Origin of the sequence: Photobacterium nomapromontoriensis, from assembly GCF_050336815.1 — a bacterium.
GTDB classification, from domain to species: Bacteria; Pseudomonadota; Gammaproteobacteria; order Enterobacterales; family Vibrionaceae; genus Photobacterium; species Photobacterium nomapromontoriensis.
In genome coordinates this window covers 1-26,801 of record NZ_JAKJSL010000039.1, presented here as the reverse complement: position 1 = coordinate 26,801, position 26,801 = coordinate 1, and the positions used below count along the sequence as shown (strand labels likewise).

The 26,801-nt window shown below is 46.1% G+C and carries 25 protein-coding genes and 1 rRNA gene; 17 read left to right on the top strand and 9 right to left on the bottom strand.

Features of this window, described 5'->3' with window-relative positions:
• Nucleotides 1-14: 14 nt before the first annotated feature.
• Nucleotides 15-1,094, top strand: coding sequence for an alanine racemase (gene alr, locus L4D12_RS16760; RefSeq protein WP_428448990.1), 1,080 nt, complete (start codon nucleotides 15-17; stop codon nucleotides 1,092-1,094).
• 110 nt (nucleotides 1,095-1,204) lie between these two features.
• Here the strand turns inward: alr and L4D12_RS16755 are convergent, their stop codons facing one another.
• Complete coding sequence (locus L4D12_RS16755) at nucleotides 1,205-1,642, bottom strand: secondary thiamine-phosphate synthase enzyme YjbQ (protein WP_428448989.1); 438 nt, start codon at nucleotides 1,640-1,642, stop codon at nucleotides 1,205-1,207.
• 290 nt (nucleotides 1,643-1,932) lie between these two features.
• Here L4D12_RS16755 and pgi point away from each other — a divergent pair, with 290 nt between their 5' ends.
• Nucleotides 1,933-3,585, top strand: coding sequence for a glucose-6-phosphate isomerase (gene pgi, locus L4D12_RS16750; RefSeq protein WP_428448988.1), 1,653 nt, complete (start codon nucleotides 1,933-1,935; stop codon nucleotides 3,583-3,585).
• 76 nt (nucleotides 3,586-3,661) lie between these two features.
• Here pgi and L4D12_RS16745 read toward each other — a convergent pair whose 3' ends face one another.
• The 3 genes from L4D12_RS16745 to zur form a co-directional block, all read right to left on the bottom strand.
• Nucleotides 3,662-3,871 carry a cold-shock protein gene (locus L4D12_RS16745; protein ID WP_428448987.1) on the bottom strand — a complete coding sequence of 70 codons (210 nt, stop codon included), beginning with the start codon at nucleotides 3,869-3,871 and terminating at the stop codon, nucleotides 3,662-3,664.
• A 265-nt stretch (nucleotides 3,872-4,136) separates the two neighbouring features.
• Nucleotides 4,137-4,601, bottom strand: a complete 465-nt coding sequence (locus L4D12_RS16740) for a chemotaxis protein CheX (protein ID WP_428448986.1) — start codon at nucleotides 4,599-4,601, stop codon at nucleotides 4,137-4,139.
• Between the two features lie 42 nt (nucleotides 4,602-4,643).
• Nucleotides 4,644-5,087, bottom strand: coding sequence for a zinc uptake transcriptional repressor Zur (zur, locus tag L4D12_RS16735; RefSeq protein ID WP_428448985.1), 444 nt, complete (start codon nucleotides 5,085-5,087; stop codon nucleotides 4,644-4,646).
• A gap of 822 nt (nucleotides 5,088-5,909) precedes the next feature.
• Between zur and dusA the strand changes: the two genes are divergently transcribed.
• The 7 genes from dusA to L4D12_RS16700 all read left to right on the top strand — a co-directional run bounded on the left by dusA (nucleotide 5,910) and on the right by L4D12_RS16700 (nucleotide 12,931).
• Nucleotides 5,910-6,950 carry a tRNA dihydrouridine(20/20a) synthase DusA gene (gene dusA / locus L4D12_RS16730; RefSeq protein ID WP_428448984.1) on the top strand — a complete coding sequence of 347 codons (1,041 nt, stop codon included), beginning with the start codon at nucleotides 5,910-5,912 and terminating at the stop codon, nucleotides 6,948-6,950.
• Between the two features lie 191 nt (nucleotides 6,951-7,141).
• A complete protein-coding gene (gene pspG, locus L4D12_RS16725; RefSeq protein WP_428448983.1) occupies nucleotides 7,142-7,372 on the top strand; it encodes an envelope stress response protein PspG in 231 nt (76 codons plus the stop codon).
• Nucleotides 7,373-7,525: 153 nt separating this feature from the next.
• A complete protein-coding gene (locus tag L4D12_RS16720) occupies nucleotides 7,526-8,164 on the top strand; it encodes a TIGR04219 family outer membrane beta-barrel protein (protein ID WP_428448982.1) in 639 nt (212 codons plus the stop codon).
• A 116-nt stretch (nucleotides 8,165-8,280) separates the two neighbouring features.
• Complete coding sequence (locus L4D12_RS16715; RefSeq protein ID WP_428448981.1) at nucleotides 8,281-8,514, top strand: thymidylate kinase; 234 nt, start codon at nucleotides 8,281-8,283, stop codon at nucleotides 8,512-8,514.
• 151 nt (nucleotides 8,515-8,665) lie between these two features.
• Entirely contained in the window at nucleotides 8,666-10,486 is a 1,821-nt protein-coding gene (locus L4D12_RS16710; protein WP_428448980.1) for an assimilatory sulfite reductase (NADPH) flavoprotein subunit, read from the top strand.
• Entirely contained in the window at nucleotides 10,486-12,177 is a 1,692-nt protein-coding gene (gene cysI, locus L4D12_RS16705; RefSeq protein WP_428448979.1) for an assimilatory sulfite reductase (NADPH) hemoprotein subunit, read from the top strand. The genes L4D12_RS16710 and cysI overlap by 1 nt, the downstream gene beginning before the upstream one ends.
• Nucleotides 12,170-12,931: a phosphoadenylyl-sulfate reductase gene (locus L4D12_RS16700; RefSeq protein WP_428448978.1), complete on the top strand. Its 762-nt coding sequence runs from the start codon at nucleotides 12,170-12,172 to the stop codon at nucleotides 12,929-12,931. Before cysI ends, L4D12_RS16700 begins: the two co-directional genes overlap by 8 nt.
• A 114-nt stretch (nucleotides 12,932-13,045) precedes the next feature.
• Here L4D12_RS16700 and L4D12_RS16695 read toward each other — a convergent pair whose 3' ends face one another.
• The gene (locus L4D12_RS16695; RefSeq protein ID WP_428448977.1) at nucleotides 13,046-13,546 is read right to left on the bottom strand and encodes a DUF2780 domain-containing protein; all 501 of its coding nucleotides are present in this window, start codon (nucleotides 13,544-13,546) and stop codon (nucleotides 13,046-13,048) included.
• Between the two features lie 221 nt (nucleotides 13,547-13,767).
• Nucleotides 13,768-14,388 (bottom strand): BamJ family beta-barrel-assembly machinery protein, encoded by a 621-nt coding sequence (bamJ, locus tag L4D12_RS16690; protein WP_428448976.1) that lies wholly within the window; start codon nucleotides 14,386-14,388, stop codon nucleotides 13,768-13,770.
• 122 nt (nucleotides 14,389-14,510) lie between these two features.
• Here bamJ and L4D12_RS16685 point away from each other — a divergent pair, with 122 nt between their 5' ends.
• Complete coding sequence (locus L4D12_RS16685) at nucleotides 14,511-15,203, top strand: LysM-like peptidoglycan-binding domain-containing protein (RefSeq protein WP_428448975.1); 693 nt, start codon at nucleotides 14,511-14,513, stop codon at nucleotides 15,201-15,203.
• A 25-nt stretch (nucleotides 15,204-15,228) separates the two neighbouring features.
• Here the strand turns inward: L4D12_RS16685 and L4D12_RS16680 are convergent, their stop codons facing one another.
• The 3 genes from L4D12_RS16680 to L4D12_RS16670 form a co-directional block, all read right to left on the bottom strand.
• Nucleotides 15,229-15,687 carry a GNAT family N-acetyltransferase gene (locus L4D12_RS16680; protein WP_428448974.1) on the bottom strand — a complete coding sequence of 153 codons (459 nt, stop codon included), beginning with the start codon at nucleotides 15,685-15,687 and terminating at the stop codon, nucleotides 15,229-15,231.
• 104 nt (nucleotides 15,688-15,791) lie between these two features.
• Nucleotides 15,792-16,370, bottom strand: a complete 579-nt coding sequence (locus L4D12_RS16675; protein ID WP_428448973.1) for a Crp/Fnr family transcriptional regulator — start codon at nucleotides 16,368-16,370, stop codon at nucleotides 15,792-15,794.
• A 93-nt stretch (nucleotides 16,371-16,463) separates the two neighbouring features.
• Entirely contained in the window at nucleotides 16,464-18,425 is a 1,962-nt protein-coding gene (locus tag L4D12_RS16670; RefSeq protein WP_428448972.1) for a bifunctional 2',3'-cyclic-nucleotide 2'-phosphodiesterase/3'-nucleotidase, read from the bottom strand.
• 414 nt (nucleotides 18,426-18,839) lie between these two features.
• Here L4D12_RS16670 and cysG point away from each other — a divergent pair, with 414 nt between their 5' ends.
• The 7 genes from cysG to L4D12_RS16635 all read left to right on the top strand — a co-directional run.
• Nucleotides 18,840-20,264, top strand: coding sequence for a siroheme synthase CysG (cysG, locus tag L4D12_RS16665; RefSeq protein WP_428448971.1), 1,425 nt, complete (start codon nucleotides 18,840-18,842; stop codon nucleotides 20,262-20,264).
• 13 nt (nucleotides 20,265-20,277) lie between these two features.
• Entirely contained in the window at nucleotides 20,278-21,186 is a 909-nt protein-coding gene (gene cysD, locus L4D12_RS16660; RefSeq protein WP_428448970.1) for a sulfate adenylyltransferase subunit CysD, read from the top strand.
• Between the two features lie 9 nt (nucleotides 21,187-21,195).
• Nucleotides 21,196-22,626 (top strand): sulfate adenylyltransferase subunit CysN, encoded by a 1,431-nt coding sequence (gene cysN / locus L4D12_RS16655; protein WP_428448969.1) that lies wholly within the window; start codon nucleotides 21,196-21,198, stop codon nucleotides 22,624-22,626.
• A 5-nt stretch (nucleotides 22,627-22,631) separates the two neighbouring features.
• Nucleotides 22,632-24,359: an SLC13 family permease gene (locus tag L4D12_RS16650; protein WP_428448968.1), complete on the top strand. Its 1,728-nt coding sequence runs from the start codon at nucleotides 22,632-22,634 to the stop codon at nucleotides 24,357-24,359.
• A 25-nt stretch (nucleotides 24,360-24,384) separates the two neighbouring features.
• Nucleotides 24,385-25,005: an adenylyl-sulfate kinase gene (gene cysC / locus L4D12_RS16645; RefSeq protein WP_428448967.1), complete on the top strand. Its 621-nt coding sequence runs from the start codon at nucleotides 24,385-24,387 to the stop codon at nucleotides 25,003-25,005.
• Nucleotides 25,006-25,021: 16 nt separating this feature from the next.
• Entirely contained in the window at nucleotides 25,022-25,765 is a 744-nt protein-coding gene (gene cysQ, locus L4D12_RS16640) for a 3'(2'),5'-bisphosphate nucleotidase CysQ (RefSeq protein WP_428448966.1), read from the top strand.
• Nucleotides 25,766-26,487: 722 nt separating this feature from the next.
• Nucleotides 26,488-26,801 (top strand): 16S ribosomal RNA (locus L4D12_RS16635); the annotation flags it as partial.

Genomic DNA, 26,801 nt, shown 5'->3' with positions numbered 1-26,801 from the left:
AAGTAGGATTTTCGATGAAAGCGGCAACAGCTTATATCAATACACAGGCGTTAACCCATAACCTCAACCAGATCCGAGCTCAGGCACCGGATAGCAAAATCTTAGCGGTGGTGAAAGCCAATGGCTATGGTCATGGTCTGTCATGGGTCGCCAGTAGTTTGCCTGACGTAGATGGCTTTGGTGTTGCTCGTATCGAGGAGGCATTGACATTACGTGCCGGAGGTCTTGTTAAGCCTATTTTGTTGCTGGAAGGCTTCTATGGTGCTGCTGACCTTCCTGTTCTGGTGACGAATAATATTCATACAGTTGTTCACTCTATTGAACAACTTGAAGCGCTTGAGCAGGCTGAACTGGATGGCCCAGTTGTCGTTTGGCTAAAAATTGACACGGGAATGCACCGTTTAGGGGTTCGCCCTGAACAATATGCTGAATTTGTCTCGCGTCTTCATCATTGTAAAAATGTCGCGAAGCCATTGCGTTATATGAGTCACTTTGGTTGTGCCGATGAATTGAGCAGCGAAGTGACCAATCATCAAGTTAGTACATTCCTTAGTCTTACCCAGGGGTGTAGTGGTGAGCGCTCGCTCGCAGCATCCGCTGGAATTTTAGCCTGGCCGGATAGCCACATGGAGTGGATTCGTCCTGGTATCATCATGTATGGCGTCTCACCGTTTGTTGAGGAAGAGCATTCTGCTGCGGCTTTTGCCCTACAACCTGTCATGACCCTGACTTCAAGTTTGATCGCTGTGCGGGACGTTAAGCAGGGTGAATCGGTCGGTTACGGCGGTATATGGACCAGTCAGCGTGATACAAAAATTGGGGTGATCGCTATTGGCTATGGTGATGGGTATCCTCGTACCGCACCGAATGGGACGCCCGTGTTGGTTAATGGCCGGATTGTGCCGATGGCTGGACGGGTATCGATGGATATGCTGACGGTTGATTTAGGTCCGGATACGACCGACAAGGTTGGCGATGAAGTGGTTCTGTGGGGGCAAGGACTGCCAGCAGAGATTGTCGCAGAGCACATCGGGACTATTGCTTATGAACTCGTGACAAAATTGACGTCTCGGGTTGCGATGGCCTACGTATAAGTTTCTCATCGTTCTCCCATTGCAATGCGCAATGTTATAGCCGCTATGGATCCCGTTAACGTACCGTTTTCGTTTCCAGTGCGGCTTTTCTTTGTTTGAATCGACCGTTCTTATCTCCAATCGTTGGGTTCTTCGCCCTGCAGTGTGATGACAATATTGCGGCACCCACCGTGATCCCGATGCTCACCCAAATATATCCCTTGCCATGTCCCCAGTGCCAGACGGCCTTGTGAAATAGGTAAAGTCAGGCTATTACCCAGTAATGCGGCTTTGATATGAGCTGGCATATCATCATCGCCCTCATCGGTATGCTGATAATAGGGAGCTCGTTCCGGCACAATACGATTGAAAAACCGTTCCATGTCACTTCTTACTGTCGGATCGGCATTTTCATTCACAGTAAGGCTCGCGGAGGTATGCTGGATAAATAAGTGTGCTAAGCCTATGTGAAACTGTTTTAACTCGGGTATATGTTGTTCAATTTCATCGTTGATCAGGTGAAATCCACGAGCGCGAGCTCGCAGTGAAATTATTTTTTGGAACCACATCTTTCCCATCCTTTGTTATTGTCGTGTTTAAAGTGTGACATCGGCTGAATATATTGCACTTTTATTGGTGGATCATTTACTCTGTATTTTGTGACCTGACGCAATGAAGGTAGGTGTCACTTCACGTCATAATTATTCATAAGTTGTAAAATTACCAAAATAGTGATGACCTTGTAGGTTGAGCTACACTAGGCAACACGGCAGAATTACATTCACTCAGATCGGGGATCCATCGCTGAGTTTACCTAACAACGCGAATGGATTAACAATTCAAAATCAGGAACATCACCATGTTGAAGAACATTAATCCGACCCATACCGAGGCGTGGAAAACGCTGACTGCCCATTTTGAAGATGCGCAAGATCTTCAGCTGAGCGAGTTATTTGCGAGCGACAGCGAGCGTTTCAACAAGTTCTCAGCCCACTTCGGCGACGATATTCTATTGGACTACTCGAAAAACCTTATCACAGAAGAGACCATGACTAAGTTGCTTGCACTGGCAGAGCAAACAGAAGTCAAAGCGGCAATTGCTGATTTGTTCAGTGGTGAGAAAATTAACCAAACAGAAAATCGATCTGTACTGCATTCCGCGCTACGGAACCGTAGTAATACGCCTATCGTGGTTGATGGCGAAGACGTGATGCCTGGCGTTAATGCGGTATTGGAAAAAATGAAGGCGTTCACTGCCCGTATCGTTGATGGTGAGTGGAAAGGCTATACCGGTAAAGAAATTACGGATGTGGTGAATATCGGTATCGGTGGTTCAGATCTGGGCCCTTACATGGTGACAGAAGCCCTCGCTGCCTATAAGACGCGCCTGAACATGCATTTTGTATCCAATGTCGATGGTACGCATATTGCTGAGACGCTGAAAACACTAAACCCTGAAACGACGTTGTTCTTGATTGCCTCAAAAACATTCACCACTCAAGAAACCATGACCAATGCGCATTCAGCGCGTGACTGGTTCTTGGCTGAAGCCGCTGATCAGGCTCATGTCGCTAAGCACTTTGCCGCACTGTCTACCAATGCGACCTCGGTTGCGGAGTTTGGTATTGATACTGACAATATGTTTGAGTTCTGGGATTGGGTTGGTGGACGTTATTCTCTGTGCTCTGCTATCGGTCTATCAATCAGCTTGTCGATTGGTTTTGATAATTTCGTAGCGTTGCTTGATGGTGCCCATGCGATGGATAAGCACTTTGCTGAAACCCCGCTTGAGCAAAACCTACCGGTATTGTTAGCTTTAATTGGTATTTGGTACAACAACTTCCATGGTGCAGAAACTGAGGCTATCCTGCCTTACGACCAATATATGCATCGCTTTGCGGCTTATTTCCAGCAGGGCAACATGGAGTCAAACGGTAAGTGTGTTGATCGTGGCGGTAACCCAATTGATTATCAGACTGGTCCAATTATCTGGGGTGAGCCGGGTACCAATGGTCAGCATGCGTTCTATCAGTTGATCCACCAAGGCACGAAATTGATCCCATGTGATTTCATTGCGCCTGCGATCAGCCATAATCCACTGAGCGATCATCATCCTAAGTTAATGGCGAACTTTTTTGCACAGACTGAAGCTCTGGCCTTTGGCAAAACCAAGCAACAGGTTGAAGCTGAGTTCCTCGCTGCGGGTAAAACATTGGCTGAGGTTGCTGAACAGGTACCATTCAAAGTATTCGAAGGTAATCGCCCAACGAACTCAATCTTGGTTAAGCAAATCACACCAACAGTGTTGGGTTCGCTGATTGCGCTTTATGAGCATAAAATCTTTACTCAGGGCGTGATCTGGAACATCTTCAGTTTCGATCAGTGGGGCGTTGAACTGGGTAAGCAGTTGGCCAATAATATTTTGCCAGAATTGGCCGGTACTGATGCAGTGGCGAGTCATGATAGCTCGACGAATGGTTTAATCAATGCGTTCAAACAGTGGCGTCAATGATTTTAATGCATAAAAAATAACTATTAAAAACGCCGCTTAGCGGCGTTTTTTTTCGGGGGAACGGTATACTAGTCCATTATGACAAGGCAATCACATCAGTTGCTTGTGGACCTTTCTGACCATCTGTGACGAGAAACTCGACGTTTTGTCCTTCCTGCAGTGTGCGACGGCCTTGAGCCTGAATAGCACTGAAGTGAACGAATACATCTTTGCCATCCGCACCAGAAATGAAGCCAAAGCCTTTTTCATCGTTGAACCATTTTACGGTTCCAGTCAGTTTGCTCATGTTACGATCTTTCCTTTGAATGAGGGTATTTCCTTGCTTGCCTCTGTAGACAGGCAAAATGATACGCTAGATAGCAGCTAAGGATACGAGCCTTGATGCTTATCCAGCATACTCAGTCTAGATCGAATATATGGCGGTTGGTAGTTTTTTATCCGAGAACCGTGGCAACTTCACATAAAAATCAAAGTGATAAGTTTGATGATAGAGGAGTGTGACGGCAGCCGGAATGAACCGGCTGTTAAAAAGGAATTGCTGCGATGGGATATTAACCGTCAAAACAGATTTCAATAAAGGCTTTTCCGTACTCAGAGTCGAACGGCATGATGATGATCATGCCATCACACTTATGAGTAATGGTATGTCCTCGACCAGAAACGACAGCAGGTGTTGCCATTTCAAAATCATAGCCTTTGTCAGAAAGAATACGTTTGGCGCCACCTGTAACCATATTGGTGATTTCGCCAACCATATCGGTGACTTCCTCGTTGATCCCGTTCGGGCGCTCACCGAGCATTCGCTGCATAATTTCCAGCGCGAGGCCTTCATCGAAGGTAATCGACATTGAGCCTCTCGTTTGAGGGCCAATCATACCGATTAGACCCGAGACATCACCTCGGGCGACTTCATCTCGTTTAAGGCGAGGCTTTTGCGGGGCTAAGTCCATGGACGCCATTGTTTTGAGAACATTCAAAAGTGACGCCAAGAAAGGGTTTACGAATTCTGCGCGCATAATCTGATAACGACTGTCTTTATCTAAAGAAAAATAATGTGCTTACTTGTTTTTACACTGCCTGCAAATACCATGGCTTTCAACAACATGGTTAGAAACATCAAAGCCTTTTTGTTCTGCTCGATGGCGAAGTAACTTTGCCAGTTCTTCATCGTGGCACTCTTCTACCGTACCACACTCATCACAGATCAGCAGCTGCGAGCAGTGATCGGCATGGCCTAACAAACAACAGGCTATATAGCTGTTGGTGGATTCTACCTTGTGCACAAAACCTTGAGTGAGAAGGAAGTCGAGGGCTCGGTATACCGTAGGTGGTTTAGCTTGAGGCTCACTCACCCGCAGTAGATCTAAAAGCTCGTAGGCGCTGATAGAGCTATGGTGCTCGATAATGAGCGCCAGAACTTTAAGCCGTTGAGGAGTAAGTCTTACACCTCGTTGCTCACAGAGTTGCTGTGCAGTTTCCAGCAACTGCCCCTTATTTGACATACAACCTCAAAATACAAGCGATAAGTATATCATCCTATCATATTCATCTCTAAACGTATCTCGGAGATAGAGATTCCGTCAGGATATGCCAAATAAAGCGTGTGGTTGATCACGCTTAATACGAACAGAATGGAAGCTTTTGGGTTGAACTGGGCGATTTACAAAAAACAGAACAATTACGTTAACGCTTTGTTGTTTAATTGACTGATATAATGGGTTTATTTGCTAAATTTGTTTTTGTCGCATCATAGGTAAAAAAGCCAAAAAGCTGTACACGGACAGGTGAGGGATAATTGTTTTTGATAATCAGTTAGTTATGTGCGTTTTTGTTTGGTAAGTATTTGGCTTGTTATGTCTCTTATGATTACATGATGCTCAATGGTGTTCGTACAGCTTTTTGATTAAAATACACGTCCAATATGTCTATATGTGACATTGACATTCTTTAGCTGATGTAATTTATTGATATTAAGGCTTAAATATCTGCTGTACAGGCTTTTTGGGTTGTTGGTGTTCAAAAGCTTAATTTGCTGTACATTTTTTTGATGCTATTTTTATTCTATTGATTTTAAAGTGTTTTTGTTATTATATGTTGGTTCGCGGTGTTCTTTTTGATGGTAGCTGTAGGTCGGTGAAACATATCGTGTTGTTGTGGTATGGGCTGACTAAAAACATGATATTTGGGATAGGGTCGGGATTGCGGTAGAATCCGCTTTCTTTGTTGTCTGGATCGCCGATGGTTTACGGTATCAGAGCGGCACAGGGGCGGTATGAGAGATTACCGGAGATAATAGGTTAAGCGGGTCAATAATGAGGTTTCCGATGACAGATAGCGCTGTTGTACTTAATGAACATACAACTACCGAGCACGCAGAGAAGGTTGAATACCCATCATGCCGCTTTTCCATTGCCCCGATGCTCGATTGGACCGACCGTCATTGCCGTTACTTTCACCGCTTATTGAGTGGTCATACTCAGTTATACACGGAGATGGTGACAACGGGGGCGATTATCCATGGCAAGGGGGATTACCTTGCCTATAACGAAGAAGAGCACCCACTAGTACTGCAGCTTGGGGGGTCGAATCCTGCTGAACTTGCGCATTGTGCAAAACTGGCGCAAGAACGCGGATATGATGAAGTCAATATTAATGTAGGTTGCCCGTCAGATCGGGTGCAAAACGGTCGTTTTGGTGCCTGCTTAATGGGCGAAGCCGATCTTGTCGCTCAAGGTGTGGCAGCCATGCGTGAGGTGGTTGATATTCCTATCTCAGTAAAAACGCGTATCGGTATTGATGATCAAGATTCATATCAGTTCCTGAGCGACTTTATTGGCACGGTGAGTGAAAAAGGCGGATGTCAGGATTTTACCATTCATGCCCGTAAAGCGTGGCTAAGTGGTTTGAGTCCAAAAGAAAATCGTGAGATCCCACCGTTGGATTACCCACGGGTTTATCAATTAAAGCGTGATTTCCCACATCTGACCATGGCACTTAATGGTGGGGTGAAGACGATGGAAGAGATTGAAGCCCATTTGATCCATATGGATGGTGTGATGGTTGGTCGAGAGGCATACCAGAATCCATACTTGCTGGCAGAGATCGATCAGCGTCTGTTTGGCAGTACTCACGCGGTGATGAAACGTCGTGAGGTTGTTGAGGCGATGTATCCGTATATTGAACGTCAGCTGGCAGAAGGCTCGTACCTGAATCATGTGACCCGTCATATGCTAGGGTTATTCCAGAATATGCCAGGAGCGCGTCAGTGGCGACGTCATATTAGTGAGAATGCTCACAAGCCAGGTTCTGGCATTGAAGTACTGCAGCAGGCGTTGGCCAAAATTCCTGCCCATCTTGATGTTTAATTTATATCGTGGTTATTTTGACTAACTAAGTTGGCGAAAAATACCAGTAAAACAATTGTAAAGCACGTCTGATGCATGGCGTGCTTTTTTATATCTTTAATTTATAAGTACTTTATTGTTTTTGCAATTCTGGTCCAGTTTGTGCTTTATATAAATGAGTTAATTGATGATGCAACAAAATGGAGATTACAATGTTTGAACTACTGTTTTTAATCGCTTTTGCTTTCGCTCTGCTTTTTACCGGGATCAGCGTGTTGGGCATGGTGTTTGCGGTGGCGGCAGGATTTATCGTAATGGCTATTGCGGGGATGATCGGGGTAATGTTTAAGCTACTACCTTGGTTGATTGTTATTGCTATCGGGGTCTGGTTCTATCGTGAACGTCAGGCAGAACGCCGCCATCGTAATCGCGATTATCGCTAGAAGAGCGATAACATTATATTCTTTAGCAAATCGCAGCAGAGTAGATTATTGCTTGAGAAACACTTGAATACCTAATGGAAATGCGGTTTTCTTGAGCAGCATCTGGTATAGTCTTGGCCGTTTTAACATACTAATAAAGAGCGGAGACTCAAGATGAAAAAATTGGCGTTTTCTGCGATAGCTGCAGCTGTCGCACTATCAGTGGCAGTGCCAGCTCAGGCGGCAATGCTTTTGGGCGTAAAAGCAGGGGCTGATGCATGGTTTTCTGATGCAAAAGTGAATGAAAGCCATGCGAATGGTGATAGTAATACTTCTGGTTCTTACTACGTGGCGTTAGAGCACTTTATCCCTCTTATCCCTAATGCACGCATTCGTTATACCGATGTAGATAACGGCAGCGTATCATTTGGTCAGACTGATTTCACCGCATACTATGAAATTTTAGATAACGATCTTATTGCGTTTGATTTGGGTTTGACGTTGAGCCAGTTTAATTCTGGTAAGTTCTACAACCAATCATTCAGTGAATGGCAGCCTAACCTTTATGGTAATGTTGAGCTGGGCATTCCAATGACACCGCTATCTATTTTCAGTGATCTTAATGTGGGAGAGTATGACGGTACTAGCACCGTTGATGGCCAGCTTGGTGTGATGTGGGGGATCCCGCTGATTGCTGCTGACTTAAATTTGCGTGCGGGTTATCGAGTGATGGATTACGATTTTAATTTTATCAATGCGGGTGGCCAATTTAAAGCGGATGGTTGGTTTGCGGGCGTTGAAATCGACTTCTAATTATTTGAAAAGTTAGTGTATTCGTAAAGCCACGATTAATTCGTGGCTTTTTTATTGCCTGTTTCCCTCATTTTGTACCATTTTTATAGAAGGCAAGACGGTAGGGGATTGTACGTATGACATTAACTGAATTGCAGCAGCTCTATAGTTCCAGTGATATTGTGGAGGCAGTGATTGAGCCTTCTATTCAAGCCAATGGTTGGATCGTCGAGTTTCGCCATCGTAGAGGTGGGTTCGTCCCATTGACAGATGGTTCTGGTAGTGAAAAGTGCTATCGAGATATAGATACTGCGACTGAACGCGCTTTTGAAGTTGGTTTCCACCAAGTGCGCATCGCTGATACTTTCTGATCCCCTTCCGGTGTCGCCACGGGGGGCTTGTGTCTCCCGTGTCCGCTTCATACCCTAACCAAAAGTTATAAAACATTCTTATCTATTCTTTCTTGTTATTTCCCTGAGTGGCTAATCTAACCCATACGCAATGTATAGGGATCGTCGTGTCATGATACTAAAGGAACTTTCAGCTCTGGCCAGTCCGTTGAATGATCAAAAAATGGATCAACTTCAACAAGCTGCCACAGAGCTTTCGCCACAGCAGCTGGCGTGGATCAGTGGTTATTTTTGGGGGTTAAGTCAAACTCAAGTTGCAGGACAGGCTTTGCCCTCTCAGCAACCAGTCGCGGCACTGGCCAGTCAACCTGCAGGGAAACTTGTCATTATCTACGCCTCTCAGACGGGAAATGCAAAAGGAGTCGCTCAGGCATTGAAAGAAGAAGCCGATGCCGCAGGCATTGCCGCTGAACTTTTTGCTGCCGGTGACTACAAAGGGAAAAATCTGGCAAAGGAAACTCATGTCATTATTGTGGCATCGACCCATGGCGAAGGTGAAGCGCCGGATGGTGCCATTGAATTGCATGAATTCTTGCAATCGAAAAAAGCGCCGACACTCCCCAATCTGCACTATGCCGTGATTGGTTTAGGCGATTCGAGTTATGAGTTTTACTGCCAGACCGCCAAAGATTTTGATGCTTACCTAACGAAGCTTGGTGCGACGCCAATGCTTGAACGTCTTGATTGTGATGTTGATTATGAGATCACAGCAGCACAGTGGCGCACGCAGGCTCTGGAGAAAGTAAAAGAAACTCTAGCGGTCTCCGAAGCGGAAGTGGTTCAGCTTCCTGTGGGGCAAGCCGCACAGATGGCGGTGACGGCTTATAGTAAGCAATTCCCTTTTGCCGCTTCGCTTCTGGTGAGTCAGAAAATTACGGGTCGCCACTCAGGCAAAGATGTCCGTCACGTCGAAATTGATTTAGAAGGCTCAGGGCTGACTTATCAGCCCGGCGATGCACTGGGTGTGTGGTATGACAATGATCCGGCGTTAGTTGCGGCGATTTTGGCAAAAGTCGGGCTGACAGAAGCCGATGTTGTTGAGGTTGATGGACAGCCAGTCAGTCTGCAGCAGGCTCTCATTGCTTCGTATGAGATCACAACGGCCAATCCTCAGTTAGTGACACGTTATGCTGAATTATCCGGAAGCAAGAAGCTGGCAAAGCTGATTGAAGATAAAGACAAGCTACGTGATTATGCCGCTAATACACAAGTGATTGATGTGCTGGGTGAGAAGAAAACGGTGTTGAATGCGAATCAGTTGGTTGGGTTGCTACGACGGTTGACGCCTCGCTTGTATTCGATTGCGTCAAGTCAGGAAGAGGTGGGCGAAGAGGTGCACTTGACGGTTGGTCTTGTGGAATACGACAAAGGCGATGAGGTTCGTCAAGGTGGTGCTTCTAGTTATCTTGCACAGCGTCTGGAAGAGGGCGATACGGTGAAGGTGTTTGTTGAAACTAATAATCACTTCAAACTACCCGTTGATGATAATACGCCAGTGATCATGATCGGTCCCGGGACCGGTATTGCACCGTTCCGTGCTTTTGTGCAAGAAAGGGATAACCGGGATGCAACGGGCAAAAATTGGCTTTTCTTTGGTGATCGGACCTTTACCGACGACTTCTTATATCAGGTGGAGTGGCAAAAGTACCTCAAGTCGGGTGTTATCTATCGTCTTGATGTTGCATTTAGTCGTGATCAGGCAGAGAAAGATTATGTTCAGCATCGGTTACTGGAACAGGCGAGCGAGGTATGGCAATGGCTACAGGATGGCGCCCATGTCTATGTTTGTGGTGATGCCAACCGAATGGCCAAGGATGTGCATCTCGCCCTCCTGACCATTGCCGAGCAACAAGGCCAGCAAACCCGTGAGCAAGCTGAGCAGTATTTTAATGAACTGCGTAAGAGCAAGCGTTATCAAAAGGATGTGTACTAATGAGTGAGCTGAAACTGTCAGATAACGAGCGTCTAAAGCGCGAAAGTAATTTCTTACGTGGCACGATTGAAGCAGATTTGGGAGATCGTATTACGGGGGGCTTTACTGCCGACAATTTCCAGCTGATCCGCTTTCATGGCATGTATCAGCAGGATGATCGTGATATTAGGGCTGAGCGAGCGAAGCAGAAGTTAGAGCCGCTCCAGAATGTGATGTTGCGGGCCAGAATGCCGGGCGGGGTGATCACACCGACGCAATGGCTGGCTATCGATAAGTTTGCGAAAGAGCATACCCTGTATGGCAGTATTCGCCTGACAACTCGACAAACATTCCAATTCCATGGTGTGCTTAAGCCTAATATTAAATTGATGCACCAGACATTGAAGCAAATTGGTATCGATTCGATTGCCACCGCAGGGGATGTAAACCGTAATGTACTGTGCACCACCAACCCAGTGGAATCAGAACTGCATCAACAAGCCTATGAGTGGGCCATCAAGATCAGTGAGCATTTGCTACCGAAAACCCGTGCTTATGCGGAAATTTGGCTTGATGGTGAAAAGCTCGAGACAACCGATGAAGAGCCGATCCTCGGCAGCACGTATTTACCGCGTAAGTTCAAGACGACGGTGGTGATCCCCCCACAAAATGATGTTGATGTGCATGCCAATGACCTGAACTTTATTGCGATTGCTGAAAAAGGGCAGTTGGTTGGTTTTAATGTGCTGGTGGGAGGCGGTCTGGCCATGACCCATGGCGATAAGAGTACCTATCCGCGCCGGGCCGACGATTTTGGCTTTGTCCCGCTTGAGAAAACACTCGAGGTTGCGGCTGCTGTGGTTACCACCCAACGAGATTGGGGGAACCGTTCTAATCGTAAAAATGCGAAGACCAAATATACGCTGGATCGTGTTGGTGTTGATACTTTTAAAGCGGAAGTGGAAAAGCGTGCCGGAATCGCATTTGCGCCTAGCCGCCCATATGCGTTTACCGATCGTGGTGATCGTATCGGCTGGGTTGAAGGTATTGATGGTAAACACCATTTAGCGCTGTTTGTTGAAAACGGCCGATTATTGGATTACCCGGGTAAAGCGCTCAAAACAGGGATTGCTGAAATCGCTAAGATCCATAAAGGTGACTTCCGGATGACGGCCAATCAGAATTTGATCGTGGCGGGCGTGCCAACACAAGAAAAATCGAAGATTGAAAAGATCGCACGCGATCATGGCCTGATCGATGATGCCGTCAGTGAACAACGCAAGAATTCAATGGCATGTGTGTCATTGCCGACTTGCCCTTTAGCCATGGCTGAAGCAGAGCGTTTCTTACCCGAGTTTGTGACCGAGATTGAGCAGCTATTAGCGAAGCATGGTCTGCCGAAGGACGATAATATTATCCTGCGTGTGACGGGCTGTCCGAATGGGTGCGGACGGGCGATGTTGGCTGAGATCGGGCTGGTGGGTAAGGCGCCTGGGCGCTATAACGTCCATCTGGGCGGAAATCGTAATGGTACTCGGATTCCGAAAATGTACCGTGAGAATATTACAGTCGAGCAGATTCTGGCTGAAATAGATAGTTTGGTTGGTCGTTGGGCCACAGAGCGTGAAGCCGATGAAGCGTTTGGTGATTTTACGATCCGTACTGGCATTATAGAATCAGTGCAGATTTCTGTGAGGGATTTCTATGCCTGAGGTTCAACTTTCGCAACTGCTTCAACAAAGTAAGGTAGAGCAGATCCTTCAACTGGCACCGATTAACGCGAAACTTGAGACGATGACTGCCCAAGAGCGGGTTCGTTGGGCTCTTGACCATTTACCGGGGCAGTTTGCTTTGGCATCCAGCTTTGGGATCCAATCGGCGGTGATGTTGCATATGGTGACGCAAGATGCCCCCAAGATCCCGGTCATTTTAACCGATACTGGTTATTTGTTCCCTGAAACCTATCAGTTTATTGATACATTAACAGAGCGGTTGGGACTGACGTTGCATGTCTATCGGGCTGATCATAGCTCTGGCTGGCAAGAAGCACGTTATGGTCGGTTGTGGGAGCAGGGCTTGGATGGGATCAAGCAATATAATCGGATCAATAAAGTGGAGCCGATGCGTCGGGCATTGGATGAGCTAAATGTCGGGGCGTGGTTTTCTGGCTTGCGACGTGAGCAGTCGGCAACTCGTTCATCGCTGCCTGTCTTAGCTATTCAAAATGGCCATTATAAATTTTTGCCATTAATTGACTGGAATAATCAAGATATACACCGTTATCTGACAGAGCACCGTTTGCCCTATCACCCATTGAGGGATCAAGGTTACTTATCGGTTGGGGATACCCATACGACAAAAAAATGGGAGCCAGGAATGAAAGAAGAAGAAACGCGTTTTTTTGGGCTAAAACGTGAATGTGGTCTTCATGAAGATGATGTTGAAACCGATGGTTCAGGGATCTGATTAATCACTTTCTTCGATAAAAAAGCCTTACTTATTATTTAAGTAAGGCTTTTTGTTTTTTGACGGTTACATGACAGAACATGGACATTATCGAGGTATCGTTCCGCGATTCTGTTACTGTTTGTCAGGCGCTGGCATACTCCATACCTTGCTGAGGTTTTCAAGTAGTCCGGCACTGGCGCCCTTATCCCCGAGGAATTGCATCACGACAGGGATGAACTGGCTGACCATTTTGCTATCTAAGCCAAGCGCTGCAAAGATTTGATGGATGGTATCCATATTGCCAAGTAGTGCACCGATGCCCGGTGGTAGACTACCGGTAAGGGCTTCTGCACCCGGGATCATTTTTGCTAATTCGCTGGCTTGTTCACCATCTAATTGGCTGGACGCGATAGAGAGCAATGCCCCTGCACCGCCTGCGGCTTGTTCTGGTGAGATATCGAGTTGACTGCTGAGCATTTCAGTTAATGGGTTCTTAACTGTTGATTCAGCTTCATTACCACCAAATAAGTCTGATAGGCTAAAGGCGTAGCTTGTGCTAGGTGCGCTCAAGCTGAGTACGATAAGGCAAACTGACCAAAAAGTAACGTTGGTTCGAGAGATGAACGGTGTCATCACTGTCCTCCTTGTGATGGGATTAAGTTAATGAAAGAGAGTTAGGGTTTGACCGTATTATAAGCCTAGTCATTAAAATACCCTAAGAGTATAAATTGACTGAAAAATAAATGAATAGTTCACACTGATTATTTAAGGCGAGCTAGAGACGTTGGTGTGATGTACTATTGAGTAAAAAAAAACGGCGCCGAAGCACCGTTTTTATTTGTATTAAGAAAGGTTTACAGGATATCCAGTAGTTCCACTTCGAATACTAGCGCAGCATACGGAGGGATAGCGGCACCTGCGCCACGCTCGCCGTAAGCAAGATCTTGAGGAATGTAAAGCTTCCACTTAGAACCAACAGGCATCATCTGTAGTGCTTCAACCCAGCCTTTAATTACGCCTGTTACTGGGAATTCAGCGGGTTGGCCGCGAGATACCGAGCTGTCGAATACTGTACCGTCAGTTAGTTCACCGTGGTAGTGAACACGAACTTGCTTATCAGACGTTGGGATTTCACCGTTGCCTTCTACAAGTACTTCGTACTGTAGGCCAGACTCAGTAACGGTTACTTCAGAGCGTAGTGCGTTATCGTTTAGGAACGCTTCGCCGTCAGCCGCCGCCGCTTTTGCTTGCTCCTGGCGAGCAGCTTCTGCTTGAGTGTGAAGTTCACGTAGTGCATTGTTGATGTCATCAACTTCGATTTCAGGCATATCGCCAGTAAGAGAAGTTGCGATACCTTTAGCGATAGCAGCCACATTTAGGCCTTCTAGGCCGCTTTGTGCTAGCTGCTGGCCCATTTGAAGACCGATACCGTAGCTTGCTTTAGTTTCAACTGTATCTAGTTTTACGTCAGACATGGTGTCATCTCTTTGGTAGAGTAAATAAAGCAAGCAGGATAACAGTTTCCCCCCCCGAGGGTAAACCATTGTGACAAGCTGTCGTTTAATCGCGCGAGTTTGCAAGCGCTGGAGTGTTATTTATGGGACAGGCCAAACGCCGTTCAACGAAAAAAAGAGAATTTTCATGGCCTCGCATTACGTTTGATAAAGCGGCGCTGATGCAGGCATTAAGCCTTGGTCCACTGAAATTCGCCAATATAAAAGCGAAATGGTATGTATTGCCACGATTTCATCGCCGAGCGTTAGCTGTATTGGTGCCTTTGGTGGTATTAGTCACTTTATTGCCAACTCGTGTGCCATTACCCTCACAAGGGGATGAGCTCGTTCGTCGAGATCTACCTTTGAACTTGGATAATCGTCCAGAACCTGTCAGAACAGTCGGTGAGCGTATTGAGCCAGAATCACCATCACGTTCTGTGATTCGGCCGCTGCCGAACTTGGAAGAGCCTGAAGTGATCAGCCAAGCTACCGTCCCTGCGGAGACTCCAGTGACGAAACCTGTGGCCAAACCGTGGCAGCGTTATGAAGTAAAGCGTGGCGAGACACTGGCGAATATTTTCCGAGATAAGTCGTTACCCTTATCTGATTTGTATGCAGTGGCTGCGATTGAAGGTAACGATAAACCGTTGAGCCAGATTAAGGCTGGGCAGTGGTTACGCTACCGACAGACCACAGATGGCAGTTTGGATGCGTTGCAAATTGAACAGTTGGATGGCGAGCCTATCATGTTCTTCCGCCGTTCGGATGGTAGTTTTGTTCGTAGTCAGCGGTAAGAAAAAAGCCACGGATGTGGCTTTTTTATGGGCGGGATTTAGTCAGACGCATATCAATATGTGGGATCCCATCTTCCAGATATTCTTCCGAAAATGCCTCAAAGCCATAGCGCTGGTAATAATGCTGCAGATGAGACTGTGCGCCAATTTCAATGGTTTGTCCCGGCCATAGTCGTTCGGCGGTAAGCAGCCCCTGCTCGAGTAGGCAGTGGCCCAATCCGGCCCCTCTTGCTTGGCTTGCTGTTGTTACCCGGCCGATACTGATCTGAGGATAGGTCGTTTCTGGCGGCAACAGCCGAAGGTAAGCGACCAGTTCATGATTACGATAACCAAGTAGATGGTAAGTGTCTGCTGTGCGGTCGTGATTATCGAGATCTGGATAGGCACACTGTTGTTCAACCACAAAAACATCACTGCGCAGTTTGAGTAAATCGTATAACTGGTGGGTGGTAAGTTGTTCAAAGCTCAGGCATTGCCATTGCATGGCTATATCCTCGTTTTATTCTGTGTTTAGGTCGTGATGGCTCGTTAGGGTAACGGTATGGTGCTGTTATTGCCTTAACAAAAGATAATCTTGACGTGTTATTTTTAATGGTCGCTATTTGGCTGTGATAACCGTTTTCGAATTCTGCTCAGGCTGGTGGGGGTGATACCCAGGTAGGAGGCGATCTGGTAATCCGTAACCCGTGTCAGTAGCTCTGGAAAACTATCACAAAATAGCTGTAGCCGTTCTTCGGGAGTATGCATAAGCATAAAGCGTTCTTTATGTTCTTTAAATTGTAACTGACGCTCCAGAAGGCGGATGTAGAGTGGGTTCTGTTCTGCTCGCCATTGGGTAATCAGTTCAATAGGGATCGCTAATAATTGGCTTGTTGACAGGGTTTCAAGCAAAAAGGCGGAAGGCGCGTCGGTGAGCAGGCTTTCAAAGCCAATCAACACATCTTGATCCCAGTAAAACTCTTTGCTGAATTGACGACCATCAACGGTGAGATAGCAAGCATGACAAATTCCATTCACGAGAAAAAAGGCATACCCGGGATACTCCCCTTGATTAAGCAGAATGTGTCGGGTCGGAAGATCCATCAGTTCGGCTGCTGCTAAGACTTGCTCGATAGTGGTCTGATCGGCATCGTGTTGTTGGAGATACTGGGCTAGGACAGACTTCATTATTGCAGGCTCTTTGTGGGATCTTGGCGTCATTATAACAAAAAAATACCGCAGCCTAGGCTGCGGTATATTCATGGTAGCGGTTAGGAAGCGTTATTTTTGTAGGTCAATACGGTAGACAGCAAAGCCGACTTTGTCGCTGCCTACTTTCTCCATTGGGTATTCCCCTTTATTTTTAATGAACGTCGCCGCTTTCTCACTTGGTGATGTTTCAAATGTGATGTTCAGCGCCTTGTCGCTCTTCAGTGGGGCAAAGTGCCAGTTATTATCAGCACTTGGTATCACTTGGCCCTGCTCTTTACTGATACGCGTGATGTAATCAGCCAGTACGGTACGGTTTTCATCCGGAGAGGCAAAGGCGACAAAGGCTTCACCTGTGCCCGCAAATTTACCACTGTAGGCACGGTAGTTGTTGGTTGCGATAAGGAAAGGCTGTTTTGGATCGACTGGCTTACCGTTGAAAGTCAAATTCTGGATACGCTCAGCCTTGTCGTTGATCAGCTTACAGTCACCGTCATAACGCGCAGGTTGTGAAATATCGATGCTGTAATTAACGCCGTCAATGACATCGAAGTTATAGGTACGGAAGCCATCCCAATTGATCAGGCCTTGTGGTGCGGTGCTGTTCAGATCAATTTGGTTGAATTGACCCGCAGAACATTCCAGCCACTCTTTGACTTCTTTGCCTGTCACTTTCATTGCAACGAGCGTATTAGGGTACAGGTATAGGTCAGCTGCGTTACGGAAAGTCAATTGCCCCGATTCTACTTCAGTGAAGTTTGTTGGATCGTTACCACGGCCGCCGGCCTTGAATGGTGCAGCTGCTGATAGTACTGGAATACCATCAAGGTCTGGGTCACCTTGAATAAAGCGTTCAACATAATCTTTCTGGGCGAGGCTAACGATCTGTACCGTAGGGTCGTCCTGAACCAAGGCAAGGAAGCTGTACATTACGTCATTGGCTTTACCAATCGGCTGGCTGACAAACTCACGAGTGCCTTTGTGATCGTCTTTCACTGCATCGAGCATCGCTTTGTCAGCATCGACCAACGGTTTAGCTTTGTATTTATCAAAAATTGGACGGGTCTCGGTTTGGGCTGAGATGACTTTCCAGCCGTCATCTTCTTTGTCTAAGACTAGATCCATGATGCCCAGATGATCGCCCCAGCGGCCAGGCATGACAGCAGCTACGCCATTGATGGTGCCTTTTTCTACATCGGTATTGGGAAGATTCGCAAACGCCTTACTTGGGAACACCGCGTGTGAGTGGCCAAATGCAATGGCATCAATGCCTTCAACTTCTGTCAGGTAGTATACCGAGTTTTCGGCCATCACCTGATACGGATCAGATGATACGCCAGAGTGAGGAATGGCGATGATAACATCGGCTCCTTCAGCCTTCATTTGCGGGACATATTTCTCGGCAGTTTGCTTGATATCTTTTGCTTCCACCTTGCCTTCAAGATTTTTCTTATCCCAAATCATGATCTGTGGTGGAACAAAACCTATGTAACCAACTTTGACTTCATGTTCTACACCATCAGTATCTTTGAAGGTATGTGACTTGATGATGTATGGGGTAAACATATTCTTGCCTGTCTTTAAATCGTAGACGTTGGCATTGATATAAGGGAAATTCGCACCAGCTAGTGAGGTGTGAAGGAAGGGAAGACCGTAGTTGAATTCATGGTTACCTAGGTTACCAACATCGTAGTTAAGTTGATTCATCGCCTTGTAAACTGGATGAATTTCTCCAGCTTTAATGCCTTTGGCTGCCATATAGTCACCCATCGGGCTGCCTTGAAGGAGGTCACCGTTATCAACCAATACGCTGTTTACGACTTCAGCTTGAGCTTGTTTTACCAAGGTCGCTGTACGTACTAAGCCTGTTTTTTGGGTTGGCTTGTCTTTGTAGTAATCATAATCCATAACATTGGTATGGATGTCAGTCGTTTCCAGAATACGAAGCTTAATGGTTTCTGCTGAGGCTGGACCTGCAAGGGCAAGCATACCGCCTAAAATTGCGATTGATAGCGGTTTGACGGATAACTTCATGTTCATCTCCATGATGATAGGGGGGCAGTAAAGTGAGCGTAAGGTATCAAAAATGGTTGGCTTGTTACTTAGTGAGTTAATCTTTGTGTGTGGTGTATCTCATTTTTATTGTCAAATAAGTGACGTAACCGACTATTTCATTTTTCAGAATTAATTTTTTGTTCTTGTTATATAAAAGGAGGAAGTGGTTGGTGGGTATCTAGATGCATTTATTTTGAAACAGAATTGTTTATCAATAGCCTAGGATGTTGTGTTAGTTAGTCGTCATAATATTATCTAGCGTAACTATCCAAAAATAGATGCGTTATGGTCTGACTGAAACTTTTGGGTATAAAAGATGCAATTTTAGAATTTCAGGTAATATTCAGTCACATCTATAGTGCTTCTATCAACGGAATTTAGGGGCGCTGGAAAATGGAATACTTGCCAATCTTTACCGATCTGAAACGACGTCCATGTTTAGTGGTCGGCGGTAACGAGATTGCCTGGCGAAAAGCTCGGATGTTGCTTAAGGCGGGAGCGGATGTGCGTGTTATTGCAGATACGTTGTCTCCTGAATTTCAAAATGCGTTGAAAGACGGTCAGATCAAGCACCTTGGTGCAGAGTTTGAACCTGACTGTCTGGATAGTATTTTCCTTGCAATTGCAGCCACAGACCACAAAGCAGTGAATGCGTTGGTTTATCAATCAGCTAATCAGCGTCAGGTATTGGTGAATGTGGTTGATGATACCCAGCGCTGTAGCTTTATTGTTCCCTCCATTGTTGATCGCTCACCTATCATTGTTGCGATTTCTTCCTCGGGTCAGGCTCCGGTGCTTGCCCGCTTGATCCGAGAGCAACTTGAAGCGCTGCTACCGCAGCATCTCGGCACCATGGCAGAGGTGGCCGGGCGCTTCCGATCTCGTCTCGTTCAGAAAGTGACGTCGTTGGCATCTCGTCGCCGTTTCTGGGAGCAAGTTTTTTCCGGGCGATTTGCTTCATTGATTGCTGCTGGTCATGACGAAGCGGCAAAACAAGAGTTGGAATTACTGACTGATGGCATCGATTGCCAGGGTAAAGTTGCGCTGGTTGGCGCCGGCCCTGGGGATGCGGGACTGCTGACGTTGCGTGCTCTACAGTTGATGCAGCAGGCTGATGTAGTGCTGTATGACTACTTAGTTTCCGATGCGGTGATGGATCTCGTCCGACGAGATGCTGAATTGGTTTGTGTGGGTAAAAAAGCGGGGAGTCACAGCGTCCCACAGACGGAAACCAACAGTCTGATCGTTGATTATGCTCAGCAAGGCAAGCGCGTTGTACGTCTAAAAGGGGGAGACCCGTTTGTGTTTGGTCGCGGAGGTGAAGAACTTGAAGTGTTATTTGATCATAACATTCCTTTTGAAGTTGTCCCTGGTGTGACCGCAGCCGCTGGTGCCACTGCTTATGCCGGGATCCCGTTAACCCACCGAGATCTCGCCCAAACAGCGATGTTTGTGACGGGGCATATTAAGCCCGATGGTAAAGATCTTGATTGGAGTACGTTGGCACGCGGCAACCAGACCCTTGTAGTGTATATGGGGTTGATGAACTCTCAGGATATTCAGCTAAAGTTAATTACGTATGGTCGCTCACCTGAAACCCCGATTGCCATTATTGAACGCGGCACCCAATCGGCACAAAAAGTATATAAAGGTCAGCTGAACAGGCTGGCGGAATTAGCTCAACAAGCGGCGTCACCCTCACTGATTGTGATTGGTGAAGTCGTTAATCTTTCAGAAAAACTACATTGGTTTGGAAAACAGGAACAGCATTTGCACAACAATAGTGGTCAACAGACGACGGTTGTGAAGCTGGCTTAACATGGAGAGAGTGATGGACCCCAAACGACTTACCCACCTTAAGCAGCTTGAAGCGGAGAGTATTCATATCATCCGTGAAGTCGCTGCAGAGTTTGATAACCCCGTAATGATGTATTCCATTGGTAAGGATTCATCAGTGATGTTGCATCTTGCACGAAAGGCATTTTATCCAGGAACGATCCCTTTCCCGTTGCTGCATGTTGATACTGATTGGAAATTTCGTGAAATGATTGAGTTTCGTGATCGTACGGCAGAAAAATATGGTTTTGAGCTACTGGTACATAAAAATCCAGAAGGCCTTGCAATGGGAGTTGGCCCATTTAGCCATGGCTCATCCAAGCATACTGACATTATGAAAACTCAAGGGTTGAAGCAGGCACTCAATAAATACGGTTTTGATGCAGCTTTCGGTGGGGCGCGCCGTGATGAAGAAAAATCGCGCGCCAAAGAGCGAGTATATTCCTTTCGCGATAAGAACCACACTTGGGACCCGAAAAATCAGCGTCCAGAACTTTGGAAAACTTATAACGGCCAAATCAATAAAGGCGAGAGTATTCGGGTCTTTCCGTTGTCTAACTGGACCGAGCTGGATATCTGGCAGTACATCTATCTGGAAGGGATCGAAATTGTTCCCTTGTACCTTTCCGCTGTGCGACCAGTGGTAGATCGTGATGGTATGTTGATCATGGTTGATGATGATCGAATGGAGCTGCAACCTGGAGAAAAGATTGAACACAAAAGTGTTCGATTCAGAACCCTTGGCTGTTACCCATTGACAGGGGCGATTGAATCGGAAGCCAAGACATTGCCGAGCATTATTGAAGAGATGCTGGTGGCGACATCCAGTGAAAGACAGGGAAGGGCGATTGATCACGATCAGTCGGGGTCGATGGAGCTTAAGAAGCGCCAGGGATATTTCTAAGGAGAGACGATGAACAGCGTAATTGAACAACAAGTTGCTGAACTGGGTATCGAAGCATATCTGGATCAGCATCAGCATAAATCCCTGCTTCGATTTTTAACGTGTGGTTCGGTTGATGATGGTAAAAGCACCCTGATCGGGCGATTGCTCCATGACTCTCAGCAAATATATGAAGATCAGCTCGCGGCAATCCATGCTGATAGCCAAAAAGTTGGTACAACAGGTGATAAACCCGATTTGGCATTGTTGGTTGACGGTCTGCAGGCTGAACGTGAGCAAGGCATTACGATTGACGTTGCTTACCGTTATTTTTCCACCAAGCTGCGTAAATTCATCATTGCTGATACCCCTGGGCATGAGCAATACACTCGTAATATGGCGACGGGAGCATCCACCTGTGATGTCGCTGTGATATTAATTGATGCGCGTAAAGGCGTGCTGGATCAAACTCGTCGTCACTCCTACATTGCAAGCTTATTGGGTATTCGTCATTTCGTGGTGGCTATTAATAAGATGGACTTGGTTGAGTTTGAACAAGCACGTTTTGAGTCAATCCGAGACGAGTATTTGGCTTTTGCTGAAAAAATCAACCCTTATCTTGATATTAGCATTGTTCCGCTATCGGCCTTGGATGGGGACAATGTCGTTGATCTAAGTGACAAAATGGCGTGGTATGACGGTGAACCCTTGCTCTCGTTATTAGAGTCAGTCGATATTAGCCGTGATCGCCAGTCGGGTGAGTTCCGCTTCCCTGTGCAATACGTTAACCGTCCTAACCTCGATTTTCGAGGGTTTGCTGGCACGATAGCGTCAGGCACTGTCCGTCCAGGTGATGTCATTAAAGCTCTACCATCAGGAAAAACATCGACCGTTGAGCGCATCGTGACATTTGATGGTGATCTACCAGAGGCTTTTGCTGGTCAAGCAGTAACCCTAACACTGACTGATGAAATTGATATTAGCCGCGGTGATACTTTGGTTGTTGCAGACAGTGATGTACCGCTCACTAATCATGTACTGGCTGATATTGTCTGGATGGCAGAGGCGCCATTAGAGGCGGGTCGAGAATATGATATTAAAGTCGCGGGCAAGAAAACGGTCGGTTCGGTAACGTCCATTCGTCATCAAGTTGATATTAATAACCTGAATACCTTTAAGGTTGAGAGTCTGCCTCTCAATGGCATTGGGCTATGTGACGTCAATTTAACCGAGTCGATAGCGGTTGATACTTATCAGCAGTGTCCAGATACAGGTGGATTTATCATTATCGATAGGTTGACTAATGTGACGGTGGGAGCGGGCATGATCCATGAAGCCCTCTCAGATGCACAGCCTTCAACCCGTACCGATATATCGGCATTTGAAGTCGAACTCAATGCGCTGATCCGCAAGCATTTCCCTCATTGGGATGCGAAGGATATCAGTAAATTGTTGGGGTAATGACAATGCAATGGGAACAAGGAATGGTTCTCACCATGTTAATGGTGATAATCGCCTGCCTGTTGACCACCAAAATTAAGCCTGCGTATTTATTTGCAGGTGCAGCTTTTGTTGGCTTTCAGGCTGGGATGATTGATTTACCCACATTAGCGGGTAATTTTACTAATTCATCATTACTAACCTTAGTGTTATTGATCCTTGTTTCTATTGCGCTTGAAAAAACGCGGTTGATCAGCTGGGTTGGGCAGCAAATTTCGCATGGCGGTCAATCAACCGTCATAGCAAAGTTGGGATTATCGACCGCTATTCTCTCTTCTTTTACCAATAATACCGCGGTAGTTGTATCCCTGATCGGTGCGGTAAAACGCAATCAGCGCCATGCTCCATCCCGACTACTACTCCCTCTTTCTTATACTGCCATCCTCGGTGGAACATTGACCCTTATTGGTACCTCAACCAATTTGATCATTAATAGTTTTGTGGAAGATGCTGGCTTGCCGAGCCTTGGGTTCTTTGCGCCTACGGTGATTGGTATTGTGGTATTGGTTATTGGTTTACTGATACTGATCCCATTGAGCTATTTATTGCCTGTTTATGATGATCACTCCCAAGATGACTTTCCTTATTTTTTAGAGGCGAAAGTGAAAGAGGGGTCTCCCTTAGTAGGTAAGTCGATAGCTGAGAATGGATTGCGAGCATTGCGACGCTTGTTTTTAGCTGAAATTTTACGTGATGGAAAAACGATAGCCCCTGTGTGCCCCGATACCTGCTTACAGGTTGGTGATACCTTGTTGTTTTGCGGTGATGTGGAAAGCGTCACCACATTGCAGGAGATTAATGGCATTCAATTGTTTGGTCAGCATCATCTAAATGGCCAGTCGATGTTGGAAGTGATTGTGAGTCAGTCTGCTGGGATCAGGGGGAAAACGCTGAAAAGTGTTCAATTCCGTGAGCGTTTTGATGCCGTCGTTGTTGCCATTCGACGTGGTCATGAAAGGTTAGCTGGTGGATTAGGGAATATTGAATTACATGCTGGAGATACGTTAGTTATCGTGCCAGGAAAAGAATTTCATAATAAAAAACAGCAATTAAATCGTGAGTTTGTACTGGTTAATGGCTTGGACTCCAGTGCTCGTTTGGATAGCCGCAAAAGTATCGGTGTTTTATTAGGGTTTGCCGCAGTGATAGGGATGACATTGTTTGATGTCTTTCCCTTCATTAAGGGGCTTGCTACGTTTTTACTGATACTAGTGGCGAGTGGCGTGATTTCATTTACTGAACTTCGTCGTCGTTTTCCCATCGATATTGTTGTCATTGTTGGTTCGGCGTTATCGTTGGCCCAATTAATGCTGTCTAGTGGGTTGTCAGATCAAATGGGCAGTATGTTGATGCAAGCATTTGGTGGCTGGGGTCTGTATGGCGCGTTGATAGCGGTGTACTTATTGACATTGGTCCTAACGGAATTGGTGACTAATAATGCGGCTGCCGCTTTGGCTTTTCCAATTGCATACAGTTTGTCTGTAAGCTACGGCTCAGATCCCATGCCATTTATTATGGCGATATTGTTTGGAGCCAGTGCTAGCTTTATTTCCCCCTATGGTTATCAAACTAACTTGCTGGTTTACAGCGTAGGTAACTATCAGCTTAAGGATTTCCTCCGAGTTGGTTTACCTATTTCATGTGTTTACTCAGTGGTGGTATTGATGATGATACCGCAATTGTTTCCTTTTTAATGTTTGAGAAAAAATGGAGTTGAGAATGACTACGGCCGTTCAATCGAACAGTAATGAGAATATTGTGTGGCATAACCACCAAGTCGATAAAGCGTTAAGGGCACAGCAAAAAAGTCAAAAGCCATGTGTATTGTGGTTTACCGGACTGAGTGGTGCGGGTAAATCAACCATTGCCGGTGCCTTAGAATCAAGGTTATCAGCCTTGGGTTACCATACCTACCTATTGGATGGTGATAATGTTCGCCATGGCTTATGTAAAGATCTGGGCTTTTCAGCAGAAGATAGGCGAGAGAACATCCGTCGTATTGGTGAGGTGGCCAAGCTGATGACCGATGCAGGGCTTATTGTACTCAGTGCATTCATATCACCACATCGACATGAACGACAGCTGGTACGAGATATGCTGCCGGAAGGTGAGTTTCTTGAAGTGTTTGTAGACACACCGCTGGATGAATGCGAGAAGCGTGATCCCAAAGGCTTGTATAAAAAAGCCCGAGCAGGTCAAATAAAACACTTTACAGGGATTGATGCTGAATATGAGCAGCCGGAGAACGCTGAAATTCATTTGTCAGCAGGAAGTTTGACAGTCGAGCAGCTTGTAGAGCGATGCATCATTTCACTTCAAGAACAGAACATTGTTGGATAAACACAAGGAGTAGTACGTGGGAAGTCAACTAGATGCACTTTATGACATTGCAATTGAAGCGGGTAATACCATTATGGGTCATTACCATGATCATGTGCAGGTCACAGAAAAAGCAGATAAGAGCCCAGTAACTGAGGCCGATTTAGCGGCGAATGCAATTATTATCGAAAAATTGGCTGCATTAACCCCCTATATCCCCGTGCTATCAGAAGAGTCCGAGCATTCATTATGGAGTGAACGACAGGAGTGGACGTCTTTTTGGCTTGTCGACCCGTTAGATGGCACAAAAGAGTTTTTGCGGAAGAATGGGGAGTTCACCGTTAATATTGCATTGATTGAAGGCGGTAAACCCACCATGTCTGTTGTTCATGCTCCTGCGTTAGGAAAAAGCTGGCTTGCTAATGGTAAACAGGCTTGGTTGATTACTAAGGCAGGTAAAGAACTAATAAAGGTACGGCCAGCAACAATACCGACAGTGGTAGGGAGCCGCTCACACCCTAGTGAGGAGTTAGCGGGTTATCTAGAGCTGCTTGGAGATCACAAGCTCGCTGAAGTTGGCTCATCATTGAAATTTTGTCTCGTAGCCGAGGGGCGCGCTCAATATTACCCAAGATTGGGTCCAACCATGATGTGGGATACCGCCGCCGGGCAATGTATCGCAGAAAGTGCGGGAGCAAAAGTGCGTGAACTCAGCGGGGAACCACTCGGTTATCACCGTGAAAACCTTCTTAACCCTTCCTTTATTGTTTCACTAACATAGCCAGAAAAGAGGGGCAATGCCTGTCGCCCCTCATATTCTCAGACTTCAAATCACATTATTAGCTACGCTTATTGTTGTAGAGGCTTATCTTGCTTGTAACTTCTCTAGTGTGGGCTGATCGATTTTTGCTGTTTTTACCCTGTTTCTGAGGTAATTCTCGCCTGTTGCTCGAAAAACATAAAAAACTAGTTGTCATTCGAGTCCTTCTCACTATAATACGACCTCACCAACGGGGATACGGCTTCTTAGTAAGCTATGCACAATCTGTGTATAACGTGTTGATGAAATGGGTTTGACGATTTATTCTCACCTTTGAGCTTGACTTTAATAGCTTGATGGTGAAAAAATCGGCGGCCTTGCTCGAGTAAGCTGACCTAAGCGTTAAAAGTTTTGGTTTTGTCTTCTCAAGCATTGTTGGCAAAGGGTTTGAAGAAAAGATTATTCAAGTTTTTTGTTGACACTGAGGTTTTGCTTGGTAATATACGCAGCCTCGACCAACACGATGTGTTGAGTCAACGTTCTTTAACAATTTGACCATGCAATCTGTGTGGGCACTCGTGAAATGATAGTCAACAAAAGAATTATCAATGAAACTGAGTGACCAATACAAAATGGCGTATCTATTTATAGAGAAGTTATTTTGGCACAGTCAATTCGTTCATTACTTTGGTAATGAACAAACAGTATTTCATTGAGCCGCTATTTATAGCAGCAAACACTTTTAATTGAAGAGTTTGATCATGGCTCAGATTGAACGCTGGCGGCAGGCCTAACACATGCAAGTCGAGCGGTAACAGAGAAGAAGCTTGCTTCTTTTGCTGACGAGCGGCGGACGGGTGAGTAATGCCTGGGAACATGCCTTGGTGTGGGGGATAACTATTGGAAACGATAGCTAATACCGCATAACGTCTACGGACCAAAGAGGGGGCTCTTCGGACCTCTCGCGCCAAGATTGGCCCAGGTGGGATTAGCTAGTAGGTGGGGTAAAGGCTCACCTAGGCAACGATCCCTAGCTGGTCTGAGAGGATGATCATCA

Coding starts and splice junctions, on each gene's coding strand:
- alr (WP_428448990.1), top strand. CDS start 15: ATGAAAGCGGCAACAGCTTATATCAATACACAGGCGTTAACCCATAAC.
- L4D12_RS16755 (WP_428448989.1), bottom strand. CDS start 1,642: ATGTGGTTCCAAAAAATAATTTCACTGCGAGCTCGCGCTCGTGGATTT.
- pgi (WP_428448988.1), top strand. CDS start 1,933: ATGTTGAAGAACATTAATCCGACCCATACCGAGGCGTGGAAAACGCTG.
- L4D12_RS16745 (WP_428448987.1), bottom strand. CDS start 3,871: ATGAGCAAACTGACTGGAACCGTAAAATGGTTCAACGATGAAAAAGGC.
- L4D12_RS16740 (WP_428448986.1), bottom strand. CDS start 4,601: ATGCGCGCAGAATTCGTAAACCCTTTCTTGGCGTCACTTTTGAATGTT.
- zur (WP_428448985.1), bottom strand. CDS start 5,087: ATGTCAAATAAGGGGCAGTTGCTGGAAACTGCACAGCAACTCTGTGAG.
- dusA (WP_428448984.1), top strand. CDS start 5,910: ATGACAGATAGCGCTGTTGTACTTAATGAACATACAACTACCGAGCAC.
- pspG (WP_428448983.1), top strand. CDS start 7,142: ATGTTTGAACTACTGTTTTTAATCGCTTTTGCTTTCGCTCTGCTTTTT.
- L4D12_RS16720 (WP_428448982.1), top strand. CDS start 7,526: ATGAAAAAATTGGCGTTTTCTGCGATAGCTGCAGCTGTCGCACTATCA.
- L4D12_RS16715 (WP_428448981.1), top strand. CDS start 8,281: ATGACATTAACTGAATTGCAGCAGCTCTATAGTTCCAGTGATATTGTG.
- L4D12_RS16710 (WP_428448980.1), top strand. CDS start 8,666: ATGATACTAAAGGAACTTTCAGCTCTGGCCAGTCCGTTGAATGATCAA.
- cysI (WP_428448979.1), top strand. CDS start 10,486: ATGAGTGAGCTGAAACTGTCAGATAACGAGCGTCTAAAGCGCGAAAGT.
- L4D12_RS16700 (WP_428448978.1), top strand. CDS start 12,170: ATGCCTGAGGTTCAACTTTCGCAACTGCTTCAACAAAGTAAGGTAGAG.
- L4D12_RS16695 (WP_428448977.1), bottom strand. CDS start 13,546: ATGACACCGTTCATCTCTCGAACCAACGTTACTTTTTGGTCAGTTTGC.
- bamJ (WP_428448976.1), bottom strand. CDS start 14,388: ATGTCTGACGTAAAACTAGATACAGTTGAAACTAAAGCAAGCTACGGT.
- L4D12_RS16685 (WP_428448975.1), top strand. CDS start 14,511: ATGGGACAGGCCAAACGCCGTTCAACGAAAAAAAGAGAATTTTCATGG.
- L4D12_RS16680 (WP_428448974.1), bottom strand. CDS start 15,687: ATGCAATGGCAATGCCTGAGCTTTGAACAACTTACCACCCACCAGTTA.
- L4D12_RS16675 (WP_428448973.1), bottom strand. CDS start 16,370: ATGAAGTCTGTCCTAGCCCAGTATCTCCAACAACACGATGCCGATCAG.
- L4D12_RS16670 (WP_428448972.1), bottom strand. CDS start 18,425: ATGAAGTTATCCGTCAAACCGCTATCAATCGCAATTTTAGGCGGTATG.
- cysG (WP_428448971.1), top strand. CDS start 18,840: ATGGAATACTTGCCAATCTTTACCGATCTGAAACGACGTCCATGTTTA.
- cysD (WP_428448970.1), top strand. CDS start 20,278: ATGGACCCCAAACGACTTACCCACCTTAAGCAGCTTGAAGCGGAGAGT.
- cysN (WP_428448969.1), top strand. CDS start 21,196: ATGAACAGCGTAATTGAACAACAAGTTGCTGAACTGGGTATCGAAGCA.
- L4D12_RS16650 (WP_428448968.1), top strand. CDS start 22,632: ATGCAATGGGAACAAGGAATGGTTCTCACCATGTTAATGGTGATAATC.
- cysC (WP_428448967.1), top strand. CDS start 24,385: ATGACTACGGCCGTTCAATCGAACAGTAATGAGAATATTGTGTGGCAT.